Origin of the sequence: Exiguobacterium sp. CH10 (assembly GCF_018617635.1) — a bacterium.
GTDB lineage: Bacteria > Bacillota > Bacilli > Exiguobacteriales > Exiguobacteriaceae > Exiguobacterium > Exiguobacterium aestuarii_A.
Window position 1 is genome coordinate 820,966 of record NZ_JACSKO010000001.1, and the last position, 22,257, is coordinate 843,222.

Annotated in this window: 25 protein-coding genes and 1 other annotated feature; of the genes, 8 read left to right on the forward strand and 17 right to left on the reverse strand. The window is 48.6% G+C overall.

The window, feature by feature from the left end:
- Positions 1-97: 97 nt before the first annotated feature.
- The 4 genes from KNP04_RS04175 to KNP04_RS04190 form a co-directional block, all read right to left on the reverse strand.
- A complete protein-coding gene (locus KNP04_RS04175) occupies positions 98-2,776 on the reverse strand; it encodes a hypothetical protein (RefSeq protein ID WP_214874757.1) in 2,679 nt (892 codons plus the stop codon).
- Between the two features lie 631 nt (positions 2,777-3,407).
- Complete coding sequence (locus tag KNP04_RS04180; protein ID WP_214874758.1) at positions 3,408-4,724, reverse strand: Ig-like domain-containing protein; 1,317 nt, start codon at positions 4,722-4,724, stop codon at positions 3,408-3,410.
- Between the two features lie 215 nt (positions 4,725-4,939).
- Positions 4,940-7,669 carry a S8 family peptidase gene (locus tag KNP04_RS04185; protein ID WP_214874759.1) on the reverse strand — a complete coding sequence of 910 codons (2,730 nt, stop codon included), beginning with the start codon at positions 7,667-7,669 and terminating at the stop codon, positions 4,940-4,942.
- A 160-nt stretch (positions 7,670-7,829) separates the two neighbouring features.
- Positions 7,830-8,201 carry a nuclear transport factor 2 family protein gene (locus KNP04_RS04190; protein WP_251129823.1) on the reverse strand — a complete coding sequence of 124 codons (372 nt, stop codon included), beginning with the start codon at positions 8,199-8,201 and terminating at the stop codon, positions 7,830-7,832.
- Between the two features lie 118 nt (positions 8,202-8,319).
- Positions 8,320-8,551: a binding site (T-box leader), on the forward strand.
- A gap of 54 nt (positions 8,552-8,605) precedes the next feature.
- Between KNP04_RS04190 and trpE the strand changes: the two genes are divergently transcribed.
- Together trpE and KNP04_RS04200 are read left to right on the forward strand one after the other, a co-directional pair.
- The gene (gene trpE / locus KNP04_RS04195; protein WP_214874760.1) at positions 8,606-9,937 is read left to right on the forward strand and encodes an anthranilate synthase component I; all 1,332 of its coding nucleotides are present in this window, start codon (positions 8,606-8,608) and stop codon (positions 9,935-9,937) included.
- Positions 9,934-10,509, forward strand: coding sequence for an anthranilate synthase component II (locus KNP04_RS04200; RefSeq protein ID WP_214874761.1), 576 nt, complete (start codon positions 9,934-9,936; stop codon positions 10,507-10,509). Before trpE ends, KNP04_RS04200 begins: the two co-directional genes overlap by 4 nt.
- Before the next feature lie 3 nt (positions 10,510-10,512).
- Here KNP04_RS04200 and KNP04_RS04205 read toward each other — a convergent pair whose 3' ends face one another.
- The 8 genes from KNP04_RS04205 to KNP04_RS04240 all read right to left on the reverse strand — a co-directional run bounded on the left by KNP04_RS04205 (position 10,513) and on the right by KNP04_RS04240 (position 16,428).
- Positions 10,513-11,208 (reverse strand): ferredoxin--NADP reductase, encoded by a 696-nt coding sequence (locus KNP04_RS04205; RefSeq protein WP_214874762.1) that lies wholly within the window; start codon positions 11,206-11,208, stop codon positions 10,513-10,515.
- An 87-nt stretch (positions 11,209-11,295) separates the two neighbouring features.
- Positions 11,296-12,048, reverse strand: a complete 753-nt coding sequence (locus KNP04_RS04210) for an iron ABC transporter ATP-binding protein (protein WP_214874763.1) — start codon at positions 12,046-12,048, stop codon at positions 11,296-11,298.
- Positions 12,045-13,103 carry an iron chelate uptake ABC transporter family permease subunit gene (locus KNP04_RS04215; RefSeq protein WP_214874764.1) on the reverse strand — a complete coding sequence of 353 codons (1,059 nt, stop codon included), beginning with the start codon at positions 13,101-13,103 and terminating at the stop codon, positions 12,045-12,047. The genes KNP04_RS04210 and KNP04_RS04215 overlap by 4 nt, the downstream gene beginning before the upstream one ends.
- Complete coding sequence (locus tag KNP04_RS04220) at positions 13,100-14,104, reverse strand: ABC transporter permease (protein WP_214874765.1); 1,005 nt, start codon at positions 14,102-14,104, stop codon at positions 13,100-13,102. The genes KNP04_RS04215 and KNP04_RS04220 overlap by 4 nt, the downstream gene beginning before the upstream one ends.
- 9 nt (positions 14,105-14,113) lie before the next feature.
- Entirely contained in the window at positions 14,114-15,124 is a 1,011-nt protein-coding gene (locus tag KNP04_RS04225; protein WP_214759601.1) for a siderophore ABC transporter substrate-binding protein, read from the reverse strand.
- 229 nt (positions 15,125-15,353) lie between these two features.
- Positions 15,354-15,572: a hypothetical protein gene (locus tag KNP04_RS04230; RefSeq protein ID WP_214820890.1), complete on the reverse strand. Its 219-nt coding sequence runs from the start codon at positions 15,570-15,572 to the stop codon at positions 15,354-15,356.
- A gap of 5 nt (positions 15,573-15,577) precedes the next feature.
- Positions 15,578-15,865 (reverse strand): hypothetical protein, encoded by a 288-nt coding sequence (locus KNP04_RS04235; RefSeq protein ID WP_214820892.1) that lies wholly within the window; start codon positions 15,863-15,865, stop codon positions 15,578-15,580.
- Entirely contained in the window at positions 15,862-16,428 is a 567-nt protein-coding gene (locus tag KNP04_RS04240) for a zinc dependent phospholipase C family protein (RefSeq protein WP_214820894.1), read from the reverse strand. Before KNP04_RS04240 ends, KNP04_RS04235 begins: the two co-directional genes overlap by 4 nt.
- A 116-nt stretch (positions 16,429-16,544) precedes the next feature.
- Here KNP04_RS04240 and KNP04_RS04245 point away from each other — a divergent pair, with 116 nt between their 5' ends.
- The 6 genes from KNP04_RS04245 to KNP04_RS04270 all read left to right on the forward strand — a co-directional run bounded on the left by KNP04_RS04245 (position 16,545) and on the right by KNP04_RS04270 (position 19,329).
- Positions 16,545-17,072 carry a TetR/AcrR family transcriptional regulator gene (locus KNP04_RS04245; protein WP_214820896.1) on the forward strand — a complete coding sequence of 176 codons (528 nt, stop codon included), beginning with the start codon at positions 16,545-16,547 and terminating at the stop codon, positions 17,070-17,072.
- A gap of 1 nt (position 17,073) precedes the next feature.
- Positions 17,074-17,382 carry a DMT family transporter gene (locus tag KNP04_RS04250; protein ID WP_214820898.1) on the forward strand — a complete coding sequence of 103 codons (309 nt, stop codon included), beginning with the start codon at positions 17,074-17,076 and terminating at the stop codon, positions 17,380-17,382.
- A gap of 11 nt (positions 17,383-17,393) precedes the next feature.
- Positions 17,394-17,726, forward strand: a complete 333-nt coding sequence (locus KNP04_RS04255; protein ID WP_214694091.1) for a DMT family transporter — start codon at positions 17,394-17,396, stop codon at positions 17,724-17,726.
- On the forward strand, positions 17,723-18,082 hold the full coding sequence (locus tag KNP04_RS04260; RefSeq protein ID WP_214874766.1) for a nuclear transport factor 2 family protein: 360 nt from the start codon (positions 17,723-17,725) through the stop codon (positions 18,080-18,082). Before KNP04_RS04255 ends, KNP04_RS04260 begins: the two co-directional genes overlap by 4 nt.
- 69 nt (positions 18,083-18,151) lie before the next feature.
- On the forward strand, positions 18,152-18,751 hold the full coding sequence (locus KNP04_RS04265) for a short chain dehydrogenase (protein WP_214874767.1): 600 nt from the start codon (positions 18,152-18,154) through the stop codon (positions 18,749-18,751).
- A gap of 119 nt (positions 18,752-18,870) precedes the next feature.
- On the forward strand, positions 18,871-19,329 hold the full coding sequence (locus KNP04_RS04270) for a hypothetical protein (RefSeq protein ID WP_214874768.1): 459 nt from the start codon (positions 18,871-18,873) through the stop codon (positions 19,327-19,329).
- 41 nt (positions 19,330-19,370) lie between these two features.
- Here KNP04_RS04270 and KNP04_RS04275 read toward each other — a convergent pair whose 3' ends face one another.
- The 5 genes from KNP04_RS04275 to KNP04_RS04295 all read right to left on the reverse strand — a co-directional run bounded on the left by KNP04_RS04275 (position 19,371) and on the right by KNP04_RS04295 (position 22,177).
- Positions 19,371-19,733 carry a VOC family protein gene (locus KNP04_RS04275; RefSeq protein WP_214874769.1) on the reverse strand — a complete coding sequence of 121 codons (363 nt, stop codon included), beginning with the start codon at positions 19,731-19,733 and terminating at the stop codon, positions 19,371-19,373.
- Positions 19,734-19,736: 3 nt separating this feature from the next.
- Complete coding sequence (locus tag KNP04_RS04280) at positions 19,737-20,504, reverse strand: ABC transporter permease (RefSeq protein ID WP_074035973.1); 768 nt, start codon at positions 20,502-20,504, stop codon at positions 19,737-19,739.
- Positions 20,504-21,205 carry an ABC transporter ATP-binding protein gene (locus KNP04_RS04285; RefSeq protein ID WP_214874770.1) on the reverse strand — a complete coding sequence of 234 codons (702 nt, stop codon included), beginning with the start codon at positions 21,203-21,205 and terminating at the stop codon, positions 20,504-20,506. The genes KNP04_RS04280 and KNP04_RS04285 overlap by 1 nt, the downstream gene beginning before the upstream one ends.
- A gap of 124 nt (positions 21,206-21,329) precedes the next feature.
- Positions 21,330-21,740 carry a WapI family immunity protein gene (locus tag KNP04_RS04290; protein WP_214874771.1) on the reverse strand — a complete coding sequence of 137 codons (411 nt, stop codon included), beginning with the start codon at positions 21,738-21,740 and terminating at the stop codon, positions 21,330-21,332.
- A 32-nt stretch (positions 21,741-21,772) separates the two neighbouring features.
- Positions 21,773-22,177: a hypothetical protein gene (locus KNP04_RS04295; protein WP_214874772.1), complete on the reverse strand. Its 405-nt coding sequence runs from the start codon at positions 22,175-22,177 to the stop codon at positions 21,773-21,775.
- Positions 22,178-22,257 lie beyond the last annotated feature (80 nt).

The following is a 22,257-nucleotide window of genomic DNA, read 5'->3' on the forward strand; positions in this document are numbered from 1 at the left end:
TCGGTTTACAAGATGGCTCCGTCTGAAGACGTTGCTCTATTTAACCCTAAGGGAGGGTCAACAATTTTTAGCGAACTTTTAATTGCGTCACAATTGATCAGTTGTTTGAGATAACAACTTTTCCAGGAGCGTACAATGCATTTTTAGCTTCATCTTTAATGTCGATTGTGTTCAATGCTTGTAATGAGAGTCCTTTTGTCAATTGTTCTGCAGTTACATTTGAAGACAATGTAATTGTTGCAGATAAACCATTCTCTGCTAATGCAACATCGTTAGATACCACTGAAACCGCATCTGAACCTGCGTATACGTTAAAGTCTGCACCTGCGTCATCAGTAACTTTTTCTGAGAATGTAAGCTTGATTGTGTTAAGAGAATCAAGTTTAGCAGTAACTTTAGGAGCGATGTTCTCTTTGAAATCAAGTGCTTTCGTTACTGACTCCATCGCAACAGTTGATCCAGCCGCTTTAACGTTTTGTACAGTAACGTTACGCAAACCAGAGAATGTATTCGAGTCAGCTTTGAGTGTAAGGATCACTTGGTTAAGAGCACCAGCTTTAACAGTAGCTGATTCAACAACTGCACCACCGATGATGTAGTTCGATGTCATTGTAGCAGATGCAGCATCTACGCTCTTATCGAAAGTGATTGTTACTTTGCTCGGATTCATATCATCTTGAACAATAGCATTTTCTTCAACAAGTTTAATTACTTCTTTGTTTACAGCGGCACCGTCTTTACCACGCGTGAATGTAGTAGAAGCTGAGTTGATTGCTACGTCATATTCACTTACAACTTTAGTGAAAGAGAGGTTTAATGAATAACGAGCATTTTCCACATCTTGGTTATCGAGCAAGTTGTCTAAAGCTACGCGAACAACCTTCTTGCTAACTGAAGCATCTTTATAAGAGAGTGTTTCAGCACCAAGTGAAATGTTAGGTGTTGTAACATAATCTTTAACGAAAGATCCAGTAGCAGAAACTTTTGATCCAGAATCAACTTTTACATCTTTATCAAATGTAAGTTCAAGATACTCTTGTTTGTCAGTTGCATCAACTACAACAGCTGAAGACACCAATACTGGAGCAGAAGAATCTTTAACGAACTTGACAACGCGATTAGTAGAAGCTTGAACTTCTCCACTTCCATCTACAGCACCAGCTACTGTTACAATCTTCTCACCATCTAGGACAGAAGGTGCTGTAACGATAACTTTTTTAGCATCTTTAGAGTCGATTACCACACTAGCAGGGTCTACTGTTGTGCCTGCGATGGAAACAGTTGGCTTCCCAGCAAGTACTTCAGAGAATAGGATTTCAAATGTTTTCGCTCCTGTTTGAGATACAGATGTTACTGATGGAGCCACTCCGTCTTTATCACCTTTTTGAATAGAAACTGTAGCTGGGTTTGGTGTAAGAAGGTTTCCAGCTTTGTCAGAAGCACCAATCAATGTTGCAACAATCTCTTTACCTGTAGGTACCGAAGATGCTCCGAGGTTAAGAATGATTGCTTGGTCACCATCCACAAGTTTACCTTGTCCAGTAATTCCAGTAACTGCAGTTCCGTCTGCAAGTTTGAAAGTAATTGAACCTGGGTTATTCATTGGTTCTGAGAATTTAACTTTTACTTGTGTAGCAGTAATACGCTCAGATCCCAAAATTGAAGGTGCAGTCATATCTTTAGTAAGCGATACGATTTTCGCATACTTCTCAACTGCATCACCTTTAACTGTTTTTACTTTATCGATTACGACATCGTAACGTTTCTCAAGTTGCTCTGTACTTGTAACAGTAAGTGTCATGCCGTCAGCTGAAAGAGCACCTTTGAAAGTAGGTTGCGGAAGTTGTCCATCAATTGCACGCATTGTGAACACATTAGCTTTGAAATCACCATTAGATTCAAGCAATGTAGACTTATCTACCGCTTTGTTGAATTTAACTTGAACTTGTGTGCCGTTCAATTGGTTAATTTCTTTGACCATTGGTGCTTCAACAGAGAAGTTCATAGCTTCAGATACAACTTCACCTGATTTAAGTACGAATGAATGATCTCCAGCAGGAAGACCAGCCGCTTCAGCAGTCAATTTACCATCTTTGATTGTCGCTGGGACTGTAACAGCTTTCGACATATCTTTGAATGGATAGATAACTAGGTCAGCTTTCGTGTCAGCTTTAGCATTTTTAACTTCAGCAGATACAGAAAGTTTGTTTTCAGCTTGATCAACTGAAGACATTACTTTATCGAATTCAACTTCTCCAGCAACAACTGTGTAAGTCAAGAATGAAGTGATGCGGTTCCCGTTGTGGTTGTAAGAGATGAGAACTTTTTGCTCGCCTTCATCTTTCGTGTTGTACGTTGAGCTCATTGTGAAGCGTTCAGGAGCTTGTGTGTAAACTTTTCCGTCGCGGTACATAACGCGGATTGATGGCTTCTCGAGTTCAGAACCAGCTTCTACTTCACCAAGATCTTGGTCAAGGATGTAGAGTGGGTAGTTACGAGCGTAAAGTTTCTTGATGTAAGTCTTTCCATCAGAACCTTGACCTTTAACTGTTTGCCATTTGTTGATTGCAGTAACGAGGTGTTTGCCCCATTTGATCTCAACGCCAGCTGGTGTGTTGAGTGCGAGTGCTTCCTTGAACTTCCCGCCGAGTACAACCTCTGCTTTGAGTTCAACTGTTGAAGTTGATGCTTCTGCTGCCATTACTGGTGTAAGGGCTGCTGCCGTCACAGCAAGAGCTGCTGACGCTTTGACTAGCTTGAATGATTTCTTAGCCATCTTGTGTAAATCCTCCCTTTGGTTATGTTACGTGTTTGTCTCTACTCGTCTACGTCGACGCTCCCCCCGCTAAAGATCCCATATGTATACGCCGCTCATACGAATGACTTATGCAACTTGATCGTTTAGGTCTTGAGCTTCATCGAAACGGGTAGGTATTCTTTCAAGAGGTGACCCTTGAACAATTTACCAAGTATGAACTTGGAAAACCTTACATCCATAATATACATAACGCTTCCAGCTAGCACAAGCGTTTTTTTTCGCAAAAATGGGAATGATTTTGAATTTCTCGTTATTAGAGATTATTCAATATTAAATTTACCTATTTTACAAATGTCGAAATGCGTCGAAAAAGGGCGAATTTAAGCCATTTATCATTCGTAAATTCATTTATATACATTATTTGTATATTTAAATGAATAATATGGATTTATGTATAATTTCCATGTCTATTTTTTGATTTGTGTATTTTTTGACTTTATTTAATCCTAAATTTTACATTGACCAAACTTTTAAAACCATTTCGAGGGAATCCCTACTCGTCACCACTCCTCCATTAGACCTATCCACGAAATACAAAAAAAGCCGCAGGTGAATGACTCACCTACGGCTAATAACTTATTTCTTCTTATTAATAACCTGCGTATTGAAGCGACTCGATGAAGGCACGCTTCTCGCCAGCAATCAACGCCCATTCCACATCATAGTCGTATCCTTCGATCGTGATGACGATCCGGTTCTCTGGACGAACGTGTTGTTTGATGAAAGCAATCATCTTCGCGCTCGGGATAAACCAGTATGATTCTTCTACTGATCCGTCTTCGTACTCATAGTAATCGACATCCCACTCATCGATTGCTTCTGTGTATGTCGCATTCCCTACACGGATGCGAAGCTTATTGAATCCAACCACATCTTCATATTCTGTGTAGTTGCTCAGTAAGAACAACATATTCGATTTCGTCGGACGGTCGATAAAGAATGGTGCGAATGTTTCTGCGTAACGTGTCGATCCATCCCATGTGAATACTTCTTTATGGAAAACTGCACGGAATCCTTCATCCGTCACACGATAGAAGTTGTTGAAGAGTGCGTGTTGAACCGTCAACGTTTCAGAGGCACTGTAGTTACCAGCACCATCACGTACCGCGAGGGTCATCTTCTTACCGAGTGGTTGTTTTGGAATCGGAAGCACGAACTTCCCAGTTGACATGACCGGTGCTGAGTATGCTTTTCCGTCGATTGTTACGACAACTGTCGCGAGCGGTTCCGCCGTTCCCGCGATTCCGTTCGATGTCGTCGTCACGGCTTGTGTCAAACGAGCTTTTGCAGGTGCCACCTTGTCAGCAACGACCGTTGTTTGAACGAGTTCACTGAGTGCCCCACTCTTCGCTTTCGCTTGTGCTGATAACGGTGTTCCTACTTTTTGAAGCGCAATCACGCGACGGTATTGACCGTTCGCATCAAATGATCCGTTGAACGTGCTTCCTCCGACAGTCACCGTTACGCCCACTCCAGGTGTTCCTGTAACAACGATCGCACGTGCCGAGTTATCGACCGTGTTGATGACCGGTGCTTCCGGACGCTGCTCTGGATCTTCTGCGACCACGACACGTGTTTCTTCACTTACATTTCCGCTCGCATCGACGAGACGGACTGTGATCACGCGACCGACAGGCTGTGGTGACATCGTGAAGATCGCTTCCCCTGTTGAACGCACGACGCGCTCATATGTCTTGTTCGCGACGAGAATCTCCGCTTTCGTCCCGACTTCTCCTGTAATTTTTAATGAAGTCGACGTATGAAGCAGTGTTTCTACGACTGGTGCTTCTGGTGCCGTCGTATCGACGACCGTTTCATTCGTCTCTGCTGCAACGAATGTTGGAGCGAAACCGCCGAGAACGAGTGTCCCCGCTAAGAATAAAGATAAGTACTTTGGTTGTTTCATGAAAAGATGTTCCTCCTAAATAATGTTTTCTTCAGACAACATCTTTATTTTAATGGATTATTTTAAAAATAGGTACATAATTTTCTATTTTTAATCATATTTTTTAAAAACACAAAAGGACTCCTTATTTAATAGGAATCCCATTGTGTCGCGCTGTATGCATACTCGATTACATATTGAAGAATCGCGTATGATTTTTCAGTAATTTCCTTTTCTTATCGAACCGTGATTGTTGTGACCGGACTAACCTTCTTCGTCACGTCCTCGACATGAACCATCAGGCGTTCGCCTTTCTTCAACACTCGTGTCTTCACGACATATGTGCCATTCAACGTCACTTTTGATTTACCGATGACTTGTTTCTTCTGGTCGCGAATGACGACCGTCATCCCAGCCTGAGCTTTACCTGTCACTTGTTTTGTCTTCGCACGCACGGCGTTCACTTGTGCCGTTTTCGGACGGAGTCCTTTCATGACAAGGAGGCGCTCGTTCGTACTGAATTTACCATTTGTGTAGAGAGCCGTCAGTACAGCCCCTTCTTGTTGAGGTGCGATCGACATCGTGACTGTACCATTTTTTGAAACGCCAGAACCGATACGCTTCGTTCCGTTATAGAGCGTAACGCGCGTCCCAGATTTGACTTTAGCCGAGAAAACTGGCGCATTGTCATAAATCCGATTCGGTTTCGGTGCGAGTTGAAGCATGGATTCAGCGCGATAGACATCTACTTTCCCGTATCCGCTCACGACATCATAGTACGGAAGAAGTGGACGATCTAATTCATCGAGCACATACTGTAACCCATCTTCCATTCGTGGATCACGTGGTGCATCGCCACCTGAGAATGCGAGAGGTTGTGCCGTACGGCGCAGGATCGAGCGTGCCCCTTCGACCGTCATATTCGGATGCTGTGATTTCAAGAGCGCGACAGCAGCCGCGACGTGTGGTGTCGCCATGCTCGTCCCGTCCATATAAACGACGTTTCCGTCTGGAACAAGACTCGCCACTTTAGAACCTGGTGCGACGACATCGACATCAATCCCATAGTTTGAGTAATCCGAGACGATCCCGAACGAGTTCGTTGCCCCGACTGAAATCGTGTATTTCGAAGACGCCGGATAAGACACACGTGACTGTCCGTCATTCCCCGTCGCCGCCACGATGATGACACCACGGTCATGTGCATACTTCAGCATATATCCGAGTGTACGGCTCTCATTTCCACCGAGGCTCATGTTGATGACTTTCGCCCCAGCGTCGACTGCATATTTGATGCCCAGTGCGATTTGATCCGTATCCCCATAACCACCCGCATCAAGTACTTTCACAGGTAAGATCGAGACGTTCGGAACAATCCCACGCATCGAGACACCGTTGTCTCGGATGGCACCGATGACACCGGCGACATGCGTACCGTGCCCATGGTCATCAATCGCGTCGCCTTCACCGTTCGGGTCGACAAAGTTCTTCGCGTTGGCGATATCGACCTTCCCTTGTAAATCGAGCAGACGATGGTCGACTCCTGTATCGAGAACGGCCACTTTCACGGCACGTCCCGGTAATCGTAACGATTCATAGCGATCAAGACCGATTCCCGCATCCTGGAACGGTTTGAGAATCGACTTCGAATTGATGGCCCATTGGTAATCGAGACTCACATCCGTTGCGAACGATTTGTACGTCTGAACCGGTTCGATGTACTCCACGTTCTGGTCTGATTCGAGCGTCGACTTCGCTTGTGCCTGCATCTTCGTAGAAGCTTCCTCTACATCGACGAGCGCAAAGTAATCCGATGGCGAACCGATGGCGATTCGCTCAGCCGACACGTTATTCATGGCATTCATCTTGCCAAGGGACTTACTCGGTGATGATTTGTATTTGACGATATAACGCGGTGCGTCCTGACCGTCCGTTTGAATCGTCATGCCGATTTTTCCAAAGAGGTCGGATACAGGTGTTCCTGCGAGCGAGTCCATTTCGAGCACCGTCGCAATTTCACCAATCTCACTTTGGAGCGCCGTCGGAACGCTTCCATCCACAAGTGCATGGAGACGTTTGATTGCCGCTGCATCTTGCGTCTTCAGCGTGTGATCCTTTTTGTCGACAAGCGCCGTCAACAATGGACGGAGTGTCTTCAAGTCTGTGAGTGCCGCTTTTCGTTTTTCTCCATCAAACGTGATCGCTTTGACGATGTAAGGCGAAGCACGGTAATAGAGGGCCGATAAGTCCCGACCTTCTTGTGATTTACCGAGTACCTCAGACTGCACACGACGGATGAGCTTGAGCATCGAATCACGCTCCGGTGCCGGTTGTACGATTGATTCGACGGCACACATGTCACCACCGACTTCTTCGTACTTCACCGGAAGTTTAACCGGATTGACGACGAGCTTGATGTCTGAAGCGAACATCGAGAGATCCGGTGATGGTGGCTCTTCCCCTTCTCCTGGTTCTCCTTCTGTCGGTTCCCCGCCTTCTGCTAGTTCTTCACCGACTGGCATCTCTTCTGCCGGAATATCCATCATCCCGTCACCGAGGTCCATCGGCATATACTCGACCTTGATGTAGTATGGACCTTCCCAAGCGAATGGGAACGGAATCTTGGCCGTCTGTTCTCCCTCTTCTTTCGTCGCACTCGCGCGATAGCGATCGAACGTCTCATCCTTCGCCGCCATCTCGGCGCTCGGATAGATGCTGATGTTCGCGAGTTTGGAAGATTCGAACGTGACTTCCATATGTGTCATCGTTGACGCGACACGTTCCATCTTGAACCAATACGTGTTGACCGGTTCGATTCCGGTCGTGAACTCGACCGCCTCTCCCGGATTGAGTAAGGTGGCCTCCTTCATGCCTTCCCCTTTGTCGGCTGACACCGGTGGGAGGAACGACAGGACGAGGACGAGGATCGTCATCATCGCCACGAACTGCTTGAATCTCGTTTTCATAGTTTCCCCTCTTTCATTTCGTCTTGGAGTGTATGCTCCAAATCGTTCTACGGAATATATCGGTTAATGTTTCAAAAATGTAACAAAAATGTTTCGACAATGTTTCGACAAGTAAATTTGCTCAAAAAAAGACACCTCTTTTTCAAGAAGTGTCTACCCATTATTCGTTGATCATCGTCGCTTGACCGCCTTGCCATAGCCAGTCATCGCCTTCTTTTATATACAGGTGGAGCGCCCAAAAGCGTCCTTCGTATGCATTCGTTCCTAGAATAAACCGTTCTTCGAGCAAGACTTTCACGATTGCGAGGTCCGTCGTCACGGTTTCATCGAACGTCACCGTTTCTTGGGCAATCCATTGAATCGCAGCCGGGTCGACGTATTGGTCGAGGAACGTCTCTTTATCAAACTGACGCCCGCTCGAGTCGACATATCGAAACGAGTCATGCATCAAGTCACGCATCGCGTCGAGGTCACCTGCGACTTGTTTCGTCGCGCGGTCGTCAGAAAGTTGTTTCATGTTGAGTGTCTCCATCGGTGCACCTTCCTTTCACCATCCATCATAGCATAATTTATCTATTTTCAAATGTCTGTCGCGTTTTGAGTCTTGACAAGAAAGCTTCATCCCGTTAAAGTAACGATAACATTCATACGAACTCGCGATGAGAAAGAAGAGTAGCGCGAAGGGACGTCTCCAGAAAGCCGGTGGTCGATGCGAACCGGTGTCGTGCCTTGCGTGAATGGGCTTTTGAGCGTTCAGACCGACATGTAGGCTCTGACGGGTCCTCCCGTTATCGGGGACAGCGAATGATGGTTCGCGATGAGTGGGAAGACAAGGCGTCTTTCAACGAAGGTGGCAACACGGGGAATCTCCTCGTCCTTCATGTCCAATCGGGCATGTGGGACGGGGAGATTTTTTAGTTTAAGGAGGAGATTTCGATGCAACAACTGATCATCAATGGCGACGAATTGACACCGGTGGCAATCTTTCACCGTCTGCAAGGTGAACGTAAGGTCCTGCTCGAGAGTCGGGCGGAAGGCAAGCACGGACGCTATTCCATCATCGCGGCGAATCCGGTCGAGACAATCCGAGTCGATGGGAACGACGTGACAGATTCAACCGGCACTATCTATGCGGACGACCCGCTCCATGCTCTATCTGAACGTATCACACGTGAAGATATCACTGCACCGTATCCGTTCATCGGGGGTGCCGTCGGTTATATCGGATATGATTTACTCCGAGTATATGAACCGATTCCGAACACGCCGACCGAGACACGTGATTTACCGGACGCCCTCTTCCAGCGCTATGAGACAGTCGTCTTATACGACCATCTCGAAGAACAGGTCGTCTTGATTGATACGAGTGAGACCGATGCGACCGAGCGACTCGAGTCCATTCGTGAACAGCTCGAAACACCGGAGACACACGCCCTCGAACCGGTCGTTCGGACGAGCGAACAGCTTTTGACGACAAAAGATGAGTTTATCGACCGTGTGCTCCAGGCGAAGGAGGCGATTCTTGCTGGCGAGGTGTTCCAACTCGTCTTGTCGCAACGTATCGACGCGACGTTCACCGGTGACCCGTTCCACTTTTACCGGACGCTCCGCAAACAAAACCCGAGCCCCTACTTATTCTATATCGACCTCGGGGAGGCCATCGTCCTCGGCGCCTCACCTGAGAGTCTCGTCCGGGTCGAGAACGGCAAAGTGACGACGAACCCCATCGCCGGCACACGTCCACGTGGGAAGACGGTTGAGGAAGACATGCGTCACGCGGAGTCACTTCTAAAAGACGAAAAGGAACTCGCCGAACATCGGATGCTTCTCGACCTCGGACGGAACGATATCGGTCGTGTCGCCAAAGTCGGCACGGTCACGATCCCGAAACACATCGAACTCGAACGGTTCAAAAATGTGATGCATCTCGTCTCCGAAGTCGAAGGTGAACTGCGGGCAGACGTGACGCCAATCGATGCGCTCCGCGCCTGTCTTCCAGCTGGTACCGTCTCGGGTGCCCCGAAGATTCGGGCGATGCAACTCATTGACGAGCTCGAGGCGGTGAAGCGCGAAGTGTACGCCGGAGCGGTCGGTTATCTCGACGTCCGGGGCGGATTCGACTTTGCGCTCGCCATTCGGACGATGGTCATCCAAGGTGACACGGCGCACGTCCAAGCAGGTGCAGGCATCGTCTATGATTCGGATCCTGTATCAGAGTATGAAGAAACGTTGCATAAAGCCAAATCCCTTTTGGAGGTGTTCGCATGATTCTCCTCATCGACAACTATGATTCGTTCACGTATAACGTCTATCAGGATGTCGCCCGATTCAGTGATGTCTGTGTCATCCGGAACGATGAACATACTATAGAAGAAATCCGTCGCATGAACCCGAGTGGGATCATCCTTTCTCCAGGTCCCGGTGGTCCAAAAGATGCCGGTGTCTCGCTTGCGGTCGTTCGACAATTGTCCGGATACGTCCCGATCCTCGGGGTCTGTCTCGGTCATCAAGTCATCGCCGAAGCGTTCGGCGGTGTCGTCGGTCGGGCGAACGAGGTCATGCATGGGAAAGTCTCACGGATCAATACGGTGCCAGGCGTCCTTTTCGAAGGATTGTCGATGGATGTCATGCGCTATCACTCGCTCATCGTACAAGAGACGGAACTGATTATCACGGCAGAGACGACAGATGGTGTCATCATGGCACTCGAACATCCGACCCATCCGACGTATGGCGTCCAGTTCCATCCCGAGTCGATTGGGACACCAGATGGTCGCAGTATCTTCGAGCGATTCGTCCAGGTGTGCACGAAAAAACCGGGGAATGTTTCCCCGGTTTGAGTGTCAGCCTAAAAAGTCTTCACGCTGAAAATCGTGCTTATCGATTTTAATGTTGTCACAGGCCACCCCGTTCGTCCGGAGCACGTGAATCGTCTCGCGTAACAGTTCGTCACTGCCGACGACATAGAATAATCCATCTTGATCGGCAGCCAACGCTTCAATTCGTTCATAGTAGTCTTTCCGACTCGGCACGAACTCGGACGTGAAGCGTTCGTTTGATTCGAAGACGTCACCAAACAGATACGCTTTCGACGAATCGACGTTCAATGAATAAAGATGCGGGACGCCTTCCCCGTTCGCCAAGTACTCGAGGACGATCGGACGGAATGTCGCAAGTCCGACACCGGCCGATAACAGATAGACGTTCTTTCCGCTCCGTTCGAGCGGGACGTTCGAATGTGTCTTGAACAAGGCGACCTTGTCCCCAGGTACCATGTCCCGAAGAATGGATTTGAACGTCGAACATTCTGACTTGATGCGGGTCGTGATCCCGATTGCCCCTTCGTGCGGCAATGTGGAGATCGACATATGGCGGACGAGGCTTCGGTTCGGCTTGTCCCCGGCGTTAAATCCTTCGAGCGCGAGATGCGTGTGCGCCCCTTCTTGCCACGTGAACTCAGGAGGTAACGCGAGATGGAACGTGTATGTATCGGGTGCTTCGTTTACGACTTTTGTGATGGGTGTCCAATCAATTTTCATATGAATTCTCCTTAGTTTTATGTAACCGAAGTACTGGAAATACTGCGGTTTAAAGTCACCGTTGTACAGCGATTCAATTCCAATGGCTCAGTACACCGCAATCGGCCCGTACGGCCCTTCGATGATTTCGAGTTTCGTCTCAAAAATATCCGATAAAATCTTTGCGTCCATGATTTCCTCGACCGTTCCGAATGCAGCGATTTGCCCGTCCTTCATCGCACAGATGCGATCCGAATATTTCGCCGCGAAATTGATATCGTGCAGCACCGTGACAATCGTCCGACCAAACTCGTCCGCGACGTGGCGCAAATATTCCATCATCTGCACTGAACGAGCGATATCTAAGTTATTGAGCGGCTCATCGAGGAGGACGTATTCCGTTTCCTGACAGAGTACCATCGCCACATAGGCGCGTTGACGCTGCCCACCTGACAGTTCGTCGAGATAACGATTCTCGAGCTCGGTTAAGTCGAGGAAGTCGATATATTTCGAGATGATGGCCTCGTCCTCTTTCGTTAATCTCCCTTTTGAATACGGGAATCGACCGAATCCGGCGAGTTGTCGAACCGTGAGCCGCGTCACGAAATGGTTCTCTTGACGAAGAATCGTGATGATTTTCGCCACGTCTTTCGACTTCGTGCTCGACACGTCCATTCCAGCGACTTGAATCTGTCCCTCGTCTAAGTTGAGTAACCGTCCAATCATCATGAGCGTCGTCGACTTCCCTGCCCCGTTCGGTCCAATGAGTGAAGTGAACCCGGCTTTTGGGATGTCGAGCGTGAGCGGTCCGATGTGGACGTCATCTGTATACGATTTTTTGACTTGTTCGATTTGAATCATAGCGACCTCTTTCGTAGAATGACAGCCAAGAAGATGAGTCCGCCGAACAACTCGATGATGACGGAGACGACACTTGGCGTCTGGAATATGTGATACATAAAGAAATACGCGCTCGTCAGGACGAAGAATCCTAGGGCGAACGCCATCGGGAAGACGTATTTATGATCATACGTCGACGCGACCTGGTAGCTGAGCGTCGCCACTAAAAATCCGAAGAACGTGAGCGGGCCGATGAGTGCCGTCGACACCGACATGAGGAGTGAAATCAGGACGAGCGTATAGATGACGCTTCTCCGATGATTCACGCCGAATGTCGTCGCGACATCCTTACCGAGCGCCACGATATTGAGTCGGTTCGAAAACAAGAACAACAGTGTCCCGGCGATGACGACAATCGGAATGACGATTGGAAAATAGGCCACGTCGGCATTCGTCACCGATCCGAACAGTCGTGCCTGCAAGATATCGAATTCGGACGGTGCGAGCATGCGGCGCATGAAAGACGATACCGAGTTCAGTCCCGTCCCGATGATAATTCCAACGAGCAACATGAGCTGAAGATTGGCGTACTTCCCCGATAAGAGCCATCCGTATAAGAGAAGACTCATCGTCACCATGAGCCCGACTTGCGTCAAAAAGGCGCCTGTTCCCGAAAATCCAATAAGGGCCCCTGCCCCGAAGAAGAACACCATGCTCGTCTGGATCGTCGAGTAGAGCGCATCGAATCCGAGAAGCGATGGTGTGATAATTCGGTTGTTCGTCACGGAATGAAACGCGACCGTTGCAAGACTTTGGCACAGTGCCGCGATGAGCATCGTCACGATAGCGACGATTCGCCGTTCGACGACCGGCACGAATGACGGCGAGTCCATCGGAACCGGATTGTTGTAAAGGAGAAGGCCGAGCGCACACAACAGTCCTCCGAGAATAAAGGCACTTAAAAAGAACCAGTAGCGCCGTGCTGCTCGCTTTGATTGAAACGCCGAAGCATGACGTTCTTCTGTCAATGCCCCAACTTTCACTTCAACGCCATCTCGTTCAATGACCGTACTCATCGAACCCCTCCTTTTTTGCGTTGCCGCAATAGAATCATAATGAAGACGAACGCACCGACCGTTCCAAGAATAAGCGAGACGGGGAGTTCGAACGGCATGATAATCGTCCTTGAGATTAAGTCACTGACGAGAATTGCGCCCATCCCGACAAGACAGACCCACGGCAAGTTGCTGCGTAGATCATCCCCTCGAAACATCGAGACGAGGTTCGGGACGATGAGGCCGAGGAACGGTAAATTCCCGATGACCGTCGCCACGACCCCGACCGATAAGGCGATAAGTCCGGTCGCGATCATCATCAATTGGTTATAGTTCACGCCGAGACTCGTCGCGATGTCTTCCCCGAGCCCAGCTAGCGTCAAGCGGTTCGCCAGTAGAAAGATAAGCACCGTCACGATGATGATGACCCATAAATATTCGTAACGTCCGATTTGTACCGAGGCGAATGAGCCGACGAACCATCCTTCGATCGCCTGACTTGCGCGGAAGAACAAGCCAAGGAACGTCGAGATAGCGGAGATGACCGCCCCTAGCATGAGTCCGATAATCGGGACGATGAGCGACGAGCGGAGTTTGACCGAACGTAAGAACCAGAAGAACACCATCGTTCCGATGAACGAGAAGACGATTGCCCCGGTCATCCGCATCATGAGACTCGGTGCCGGAACGAGCAAGTACACGGTAAGCAAGCCCAGCCCTGCCCATTCAAGCGTCCCCGTCGTCGTCGGTTCGACGAGTCGGTTTTGCGTGATGAGCTGCATGACGAGCCCCGCCATCGCCATCGCAGCTCCCGTCAGCATGAGCGCGACCGTACGAGGGACGCGGGTGATCCAAAACATATCGAAGCCGTCTGTCCGTGATAAGTCATATACTCCTGTGAAGAGCGACAGCACCGCCAAACCGAGGACGATGATAGCGGTGAATACGAACGACTTCGTCCACAATTTAGAAAAGGAGGGCTGAGACATCGTCTCAACCCTGGCTGTCAACGGTTTTTGCATAACGAACCCTTACTTCGTGAGTGCTTCTGCGACACTGTTGAAGAATTCAGAATACGTTTGAATCGATTCGTTCAAGTACGTGTCTTTCGGCGCGTAAACGATTTGGTCTTCTGTTACAGCCGTCGTCTTTTGAAGGGCAGGTGCGTTGTCGATGACATCTTCAGCCGGTACCGCTCCTTCTGCGTCACCAAGTGGTGCATCACGGTCTAGGACGAACAACCAGTCCGGGTTACTTTCCGCGATGGCTTCCACCGACACTTCATCACCTTCGTGATCCCCCGTCGTCTTCTCGACTTCGAGTGCCGGTACCCAACCAAAGATATCGTACATCGGTCCGAACACGCGTCCCGTCACCGGTGCTGAGAATCCGATGTCGCCGCCCGACACGATGACGGACATGATTGTGTCTTCTCCGTTATATGCTGCTTTCGCGTCTTCGATTGATTTGTCGAGGTCAGCGACGATTTGTGCTGCATCTTCGTTCTTGTCAAAGATTTGACCGAGCGTAAGTGTCGTATCTTTTAATCCTTTAACCAAGATCTCACCCGGTGTCCCTGCATCTTCTGGAATCTCGATGTTCAAGTCGATGACCGCTGCTTCTGGTACCAACTTTTTGATGTCTTCATAGTAATCCGCGAAACGTTGACCGACGATGACGACGTCCGGGTCCACTCCCGCAATCGCCTCTAAGTTCGGTTCAAAGTGCATACCGACGTCTGCGATGTCTTTGTCTGATGCGTATGGTGACTCCGCTGGAAGGAGTCCGATTGGTGCCGCCACCAAGTCAATATCCCACGCTGCCAATGTTTCGAACGTACGGTTATCAAGGGCAACGACTTTCTCCGGATTGACCGGTACCTCGATTGTGCCGTGCGCGTCTGTAATCTCGACTGTCTCTGTTTTTGTTGCACCGTCGACGTTCTCTTCTTGCTTCGTCTCACTCGTTCCGCCACATGCGGCGAGTACGAAGACGAGTAACGTCAACATGAGTGAAAGTTTAAATTTCCCCACTTCATCCATCTCCTCTGTATGTAAGTTTCAATGATTCTCCCACCAAAAACGAGTTATGTTGGTTATGTATGTCTCTTTTCTTTCTCGTTATCAGTGATAATGATTATCATTGTCGTTTTCATCAAGTAGCATATCAAACAAAAAAAGGATACGCAATGCCAAATTGTCAAGATTCGGATAGGTAAAATTTTCTTTCTATAAAGAGCACAAAAAAAAGAAAGTGGAAATTTCCGCTTTCTTAAATCAAATAATAAAGTAGGCCATCTGTAGAATAGTCGAGAACGTCGAGTAACGTGAAGAAGAGCGCAGCAATCAAATAGATGATTCGTTCATCTCGTTCCAAGCGTCTCCACATGAACAGCAGAATCACCAATCCAATTGGTCCAAAAATCAGACAACCAATCAAAAATGGGACTGCTTGAGCCACAAAAGGTAATTTTTTCTCGGTTTCAGTCATGCAACTCATGCCTCCGAAATCCCGTTCGCCAACAGCAACAAGAAAGTCCAAATCGACAATGGAATCATCAACCCGATTGTCGCAAGCAACGTGTAGATTTTAATAATTCGATCTTTCGTGAACAGACCCCAAATCAACGTGGCGAACAAGGCAATGTCAATCGTGAGATATACCCAGATGACCGTCATCAACTCAAGGTTCGGAAACACTCGACCGTTCAAGGTGAAGAAGGTGATCACCGTCACGATAAAGAGTCCGAGCGTTGCGTATAGTGGTGCGTAGCGCCTCTTCATACGAGCATCGCCCGCTTCCGTTTGATCATCTCCAGGCAGCGCCGAACACACGTATCGACATAGCCATCCAATTGATGCGGGAGGAACATCGTGTATGTGCCCTCCTCCGTCATCGCCGCGTCCCGCTCGACTTTCTCGACCAGTTCAACGAGCTCTGGATTTCCTTTCAAGCGTTCAAAATCGAACGTCCCGAGGCGTTCCGACAGCCGAGCATTGTACGCATCAAAGTCCGCATAATAGGCCGCCTGTTTTGAGGGGTCCTGAGTGATGAGCTCTTTCAACCACCCTTTATAGAACCCCTGCAACCAGATCTCATCCGCGACGAGGTGCGCGTAATAGCCGAGTCGATACGAGAAGTCTTCCTCCTTGCTATCAAGCCAGTACTGTTCGAAATCGAGACGACGTGATAAATCGTCGTGTCTTCCCGCATAGTAATGCGAATCTCCTTTTTCGGTCGTCGCGTCCGGCGCAAGACTTCCGAGTGTGAATGCAACTTCATCGAGTTCTCGTAACTCGTTTATCATCTCGTTTGCGATAACGAGATGCATCAAATGTGAGCCCATACCGACACCCCCTTTCCCACATTATTCCATCAGTCATTTCGCTAGACAACCTGAATCATTATTTGGTAGGATGACTTTACTAAACGGTCAGTAAAGTGAAAGTGGGGTGTAAATCGATGAGTAAAAAACAATTGTTGTTGCAGACGGCCGCCCAGATGATTCGAGAGGACGGCATCAGTCAATTGTCACTCGAACGATTGGCGACGAAAGCAGGAATCACGAAAGCCGGTGTCCTTTATCATTTTGATAGCAAGGCCAACTTATTGCGTCAGATGAACGAACTCGCGATTGAGACGTTCGAAACACGAATCACCGACCATTTGTCGGATGGTCCGTATCCGTTCACTCGCGCCTATGCACTGGCGACATTAGATGATGTCGATCATGGTGATACGGATCTCATCGCCGTCTTCATCTCCTCACAGGAAGATGCTGCGAGCGAGTCGATTTGGAGTAACGTCTCGACCGGGTGGAACGAACGGTTCGCAGCCGACGGTCCCGACCAAGATGCGATTTTAAAACTCCGTCTCCTCTGTGACGGTTTTTGGTTCGCCGTTTTGTATGGATATAGCGAATCGTTCAAGGATCGTGCGGCGACACTCATCCGAGAGGCGTGTGATGAGTTACTTAAAGGAGGTGGCTGACATGGGGTTCATCTATTTGATTGGGGCCATCGTTTCTGAACTATTCGGATCGAGCATGTTGAAAGTGAACGCCACCTCGACGAATCGACTTCCGATTCTCGGGGTCGCCGTCGGCTACGGGACGGCATTTTATTTGTTATCACTGGCGCTCTTCACCATCCCGCTTAGCTTCGCCTATGCGTTTTGGAGCGGTGTCGGGACGGCGCTCACGGCTGTGATCGGCTTTGTCGTCTTCCACGAAAAAGTGAGTCGTCAAAAAGTTACCGGAATTGCGCTCGTGATCATCGGGCTCGTCTTTATGAAATTGTGAGGTGATTCAAGATGAAAGCTTATTTTTTACTGTTCTTTTCCATCGCATTCGAGGTACTCGGAACGTCGATGTTGAAGCTATCGGACGGATTCACGAACTTTGTGCCGAGCGTCATTCTTTTAGTTAGTTTCGCCGCCTCATTCACCCTCATGGGCATCGTCTTGAAGACAATCCCGCTCAGTATCGCCTATAGCATCTGGGCCGGACTCGGTACGGTGGCGACGGGTCTAATCGGCGTGTTCGTATATGGAGAAGTCCTCTCCGCATTGAACGGGATTGGTCTGTTATTGATTGTCCTCGGGGTCATCGTGATGAATCAACAACGAAAAGAGGTTGTCACATGAACAAGTTGGCGTATCATCTTCAAACGCTTGAAGAAGCGTTACTGACGACGGAAGTCAGACAGTCGACGGACCGCTTACGTGAACTGTTGACCGACTATTTTTTTGAAATCGGCAGCTCGGGACGAATCCTGTATCAAGACTGGGATCAAACGACACTCCAAATCGATCCGATTGAGGCGGTGTTATCCGAATTCACTATGCATCCGTTAACGGAAGGACACGTTTTGGTGACGTATCGTCTCGTTCAACCGAAACTAAATCGTGTGACACGTCGCAGCTCGATTTGGGTACTCGTGGACGGTCGTTGGAAGATGCGTTTCCATCAAGGAACGGTTGTCCCATCAGAAGCAACTTGATTGCCGAACGTCCTCGCCTTCCGCTACTCTGAAAAGGAATCTAAGCGTGACGAAAGGGGCAGTTTTCACATGAATATTTTACTCGTAGGGGCAAGCGGTACGGTCGGTCAGGCCGTCGCAAACGAATTGGAGAAAACACATACAATCATCCGAGCTGGGCGTAACGGAGCGGACGTGCAAGTCGACCTCGCTTCTGAAGACAGCATCCGTCAGATGTACGAGACAGTCGGTCGCGTCGATGCGGTCATCAGTACGGCGGGCAGCACACATTTCGGTCCACTTTCCGAGATGACGCCGGCAGATAATCAGAAGAGTATCGACAGCAAGATCAAAGGGCAGGTCAACCTCGTCCTTCTCGGGCTCGATTATGTGAACGATGGTGGCAGTTTCACACTGACAAGCGGAATCTTGATGGACGATCCCATCAAAGAAGGCGCATCGGCCGCACTCGCGAACGGTGCCATCAAAGGCTTTGTCACCGGAGCGGCGATTGAGATGCCACGGGGCATCCGTATTAACAACGTCAGCCCGAACGTTCTCGTCGAAGCACTCGATTCGTATGGACCGTATTTCCGTGGCTACGAAGCGGTGCCGGGTGAACGGGTCGCCCTCGCCTATGTGAAGAGCGTCGAAGGCGCGCAGACGGGACAAACGTACGAAGTGTATTAACAGCAAAGCATCTCGTTGAGAGGTGCTTTTCTTCGTACCTTGAACGTTATTTTACCTGCTCATTCATATGAACTCCGCTATACTCAGGACAACTTATATGCGAGAAAGGTTGAATGTTCATGAATCACAAAACACTGCGCGATCTTTTTGACATTCCTCCACCATTCGTCCGCCACCCGTTCCCAAGTCGACTACTTCGCTTCACCAGTCGATTGAAGCGTCCGGAACAATCGTCCATTGAGGCCGTTTTTCGTGTCGGTGGCTTTGGTGTGTTTGATGTGAGTACCCTGACCTTTTTTGAAAATGGTACCGTCCTTCGTCACGTCGATCAATCCGCCCTTTCGATATCCGAGGAATTCGAAGGCGAAGAAGCAGAACAAATTCATATGAAGTTTGAATCACTCGGAACGCACCGCTGGCCAGTCGTGTTCGAAGAACCCGAAGACGTCATCACTGTAGATGGTACGCAGTGGAACCTCAGCGTATACGCTAACGGAAAACTCATTCATGAACATAGCGGTAGTAACGCCTATCCCGACCAATGGAGACAATTGACTCAGCTATTCTGTATTTCTTGAAGAACGACAAAGGGAGCATCCGCGCAGGATACTCCCTTTCGTCAAAGTGCTTGAATCATTTCGACCCGATTGCCGAACGGATCCCGAAACTCGAATCGATCGAACCCTGGGATTGGGATGCCTTCGGAGTATACAATCTCGTTTTCTGTGAGGGCCGCCTTCCAATGACCTAAATCCGTCACAGCATACGCGATATGCGCTTTCGTCTTCTGTCGTTCGACGCCGTCCTCAGTACCAACATGGACGGAACGGTCGCCGACTTGAAGCCAAAACCCGCCACGTCCTTTCAACGACTCTGGCTTCTCGATTTCACGTAGACCGAGAAAGTCACAATAAAACGCTTTCGCCTCTCGTTCCGCTCCAGTTGGAATCGTGAGCTGTACATGATGAATCCCTGTGATCATGCTTCATTTCCCCTTCCGATAGGTCAATCCGATATACTGCATCTTCTCGTTAAACAGACGCGGATACGCCAAGTAACCGACGAGTGTCGCCGAGATGGAAGCAGTCGTCAAAATCAAGAACAGAATCAAGAGTTGGTACAGCACCGCTTCCATCGGATCAGCCCCACCGATGATGAGACCGCTCATCATTCCCGGTAGCTGGACGAGCCCCATCGTCTTTTGCGCTTCGACGGTCGGGATCATGCTCGTGCGAATCGCGTTCTTCAAGCTACGGTCGATGGCCACTTTCGGTGTCCCTCCAAGTGAGAGGATGAGTTCGATGACATCGTCACTCCGTTCGACCTCGTCTTTGAACTTATTCAGGAAGAGGAGCGACAACACCATGCTATTCCCGATGACCATCCCGCTGATTGGAATGACCTTTTCCGGTTCAAACGGGATGATGCCGAGTCCGAGCATGAGACCCATCGTCAGCGCTTCGATCGTCACGAGCGTCAAGACGATAATCCACATGATGCCCGGAATCCCGTCCCCTTTCCGTCGAATGTTCTGCGTTGCCGCGACAATCATGAGTAAAATCATCAACAGCATGAAGATTGGACTGTCGCTCTCAAAGACGAACGTCAAGATATAGCCGATAATCAACAGTTGAATGATGGAACGGACGGTCGCGATGATAATATCTCGCTCGAGCCCGAGTCGTAGGACAAGCGTCAGGGCGAGCGGGATAACGACGAAGATGAGCGCCGTTGCCAGTTCAATGTATGACATCAATCTTCCCCCCTGACGAATTGTTGAATGACAGGATCGTCCGATTCATCGATGAACGATGCGTCCCCATACGCAAGCAGTTCCCCGTCTTTCAAGAACCACATGTCGTCACTCACCCGACGCGCCTGATCTAAGTCATGGGTGATCCAGATGACGGTCACGCCATACGATTGTTGCAGTTTTCGGATGAGTCGCTCAATCTCTTTCACTGTCCGGTAATCAAGGCTCGCCGTGATCTCATCAAGTAAAAGCACGTCCGGTTTATTGACGAGCGTCCGGGCGATGGCGACCCGACTCCGCTCCCCACCCGACAGTGATTTGACGGGTTGGTCGAGGAGCGCCTCACTCAAGTCGACGCGATGGAGCAACTCGGCAGCCCGGTCGCGGTCGAGTCTCTCGTCGAAGATGGCTTTCGGGAGATTTAAGTTGTCGTACACCGACCCTTGAATCATCGGCGCACTTTGGAACGCCATCCCGATTTTTTTTCGTAGTTCGAGGATGTCCATCTCTGCGATGTCTTCCCCTTTAAATAAAATCGTGCCCGTGTCCGGTGACAGCAATCCGTTGATATGCTTCAGACACGTCGTCTTGCCGGCACCGCTTGGTCCGACGAACGTCGTGATTCGCCCTTCCCGAAACGTCCCGGACACATGGTGCAGGATGTCTTGATGACTCACATCTTTGAATTCAATGATTGACATGCTTCTCTCGCCTCCTGCTTCTAGTGTACAAAAAAGAGAGGATAAGGTGGTCCAGAATGCAGTCTGGAATCGGCTGTCCAAGAAAATCAATCATTAGCAGTTTACTGTTTCGGTATGTACATTTCTAAGGCAGAAATGGCGGAGGAAGGATTTGAGTCATTTCTTCTTCTAATTCCTCTTTGAATCTATTTATTTCACAATCATTCATATAAAAAATTAATTCACGTGGTGTACCTGTCTGGAAACGGAGCATGAACCTATAAAGAATTTCCTCTTCACGTTCAATTGTCATTCTAAAAATCGGTTCAACAGGATTGAGAATGAATTTGTTCAGTTCTCCATCTAACATGAGCGCAATTTGTGAAATCAGATATTCATACTCCGATTTCATGAGTAAAGCACCATAAAAATGAAAACTCCCTCTCGATTCGACCGATAACGCTAACGTTGAAAAAATAAATGGATCGTCTTCCTTTTCTTCATATTTTCGAGGAAAGAGTTCAAAAAACAATCCAGCACGCTCTACAATCGCCATTCCTTACACCTTCTTTGCAAATAACATCTACGTTAGACCATCTTTGTTATAGTTGGAGGATCAGCGGATAGCACTTCAATCACATCATTTGATGTCAGAAAAACATAGTGCTCCACTTCACCCATGCCCTCATATCGTTCAAATGACTCTTGGGCAAACCATTCCAGATAACTAGATTTTTTCATTTTGAATAACGTCCAATTCCCGTACTCAAGATGTGCATAATGTTTATCTAAATGCTCTAACATTCTGATTCGTGAACCTTCGTCCGAGTTTCTGTAAGAAAGTAAAAGACCATCAAACAGAAATGAATATTTCTGCCCCTCTGTTTCGTCACTTACTATAATTCGCAGAGAATCACCATCATCAATTAATGACTCTTTATATAGACGTGCTGGAATAGACTCTAACGGAATCCATTTTTCCCATTCATTCATCTAGCTTCCTCCACTCGCCATCCATTACTTGAATTTATTCTCTTCAATCTTTTGAACGAATTCCCAACCCTAAAAGTAAG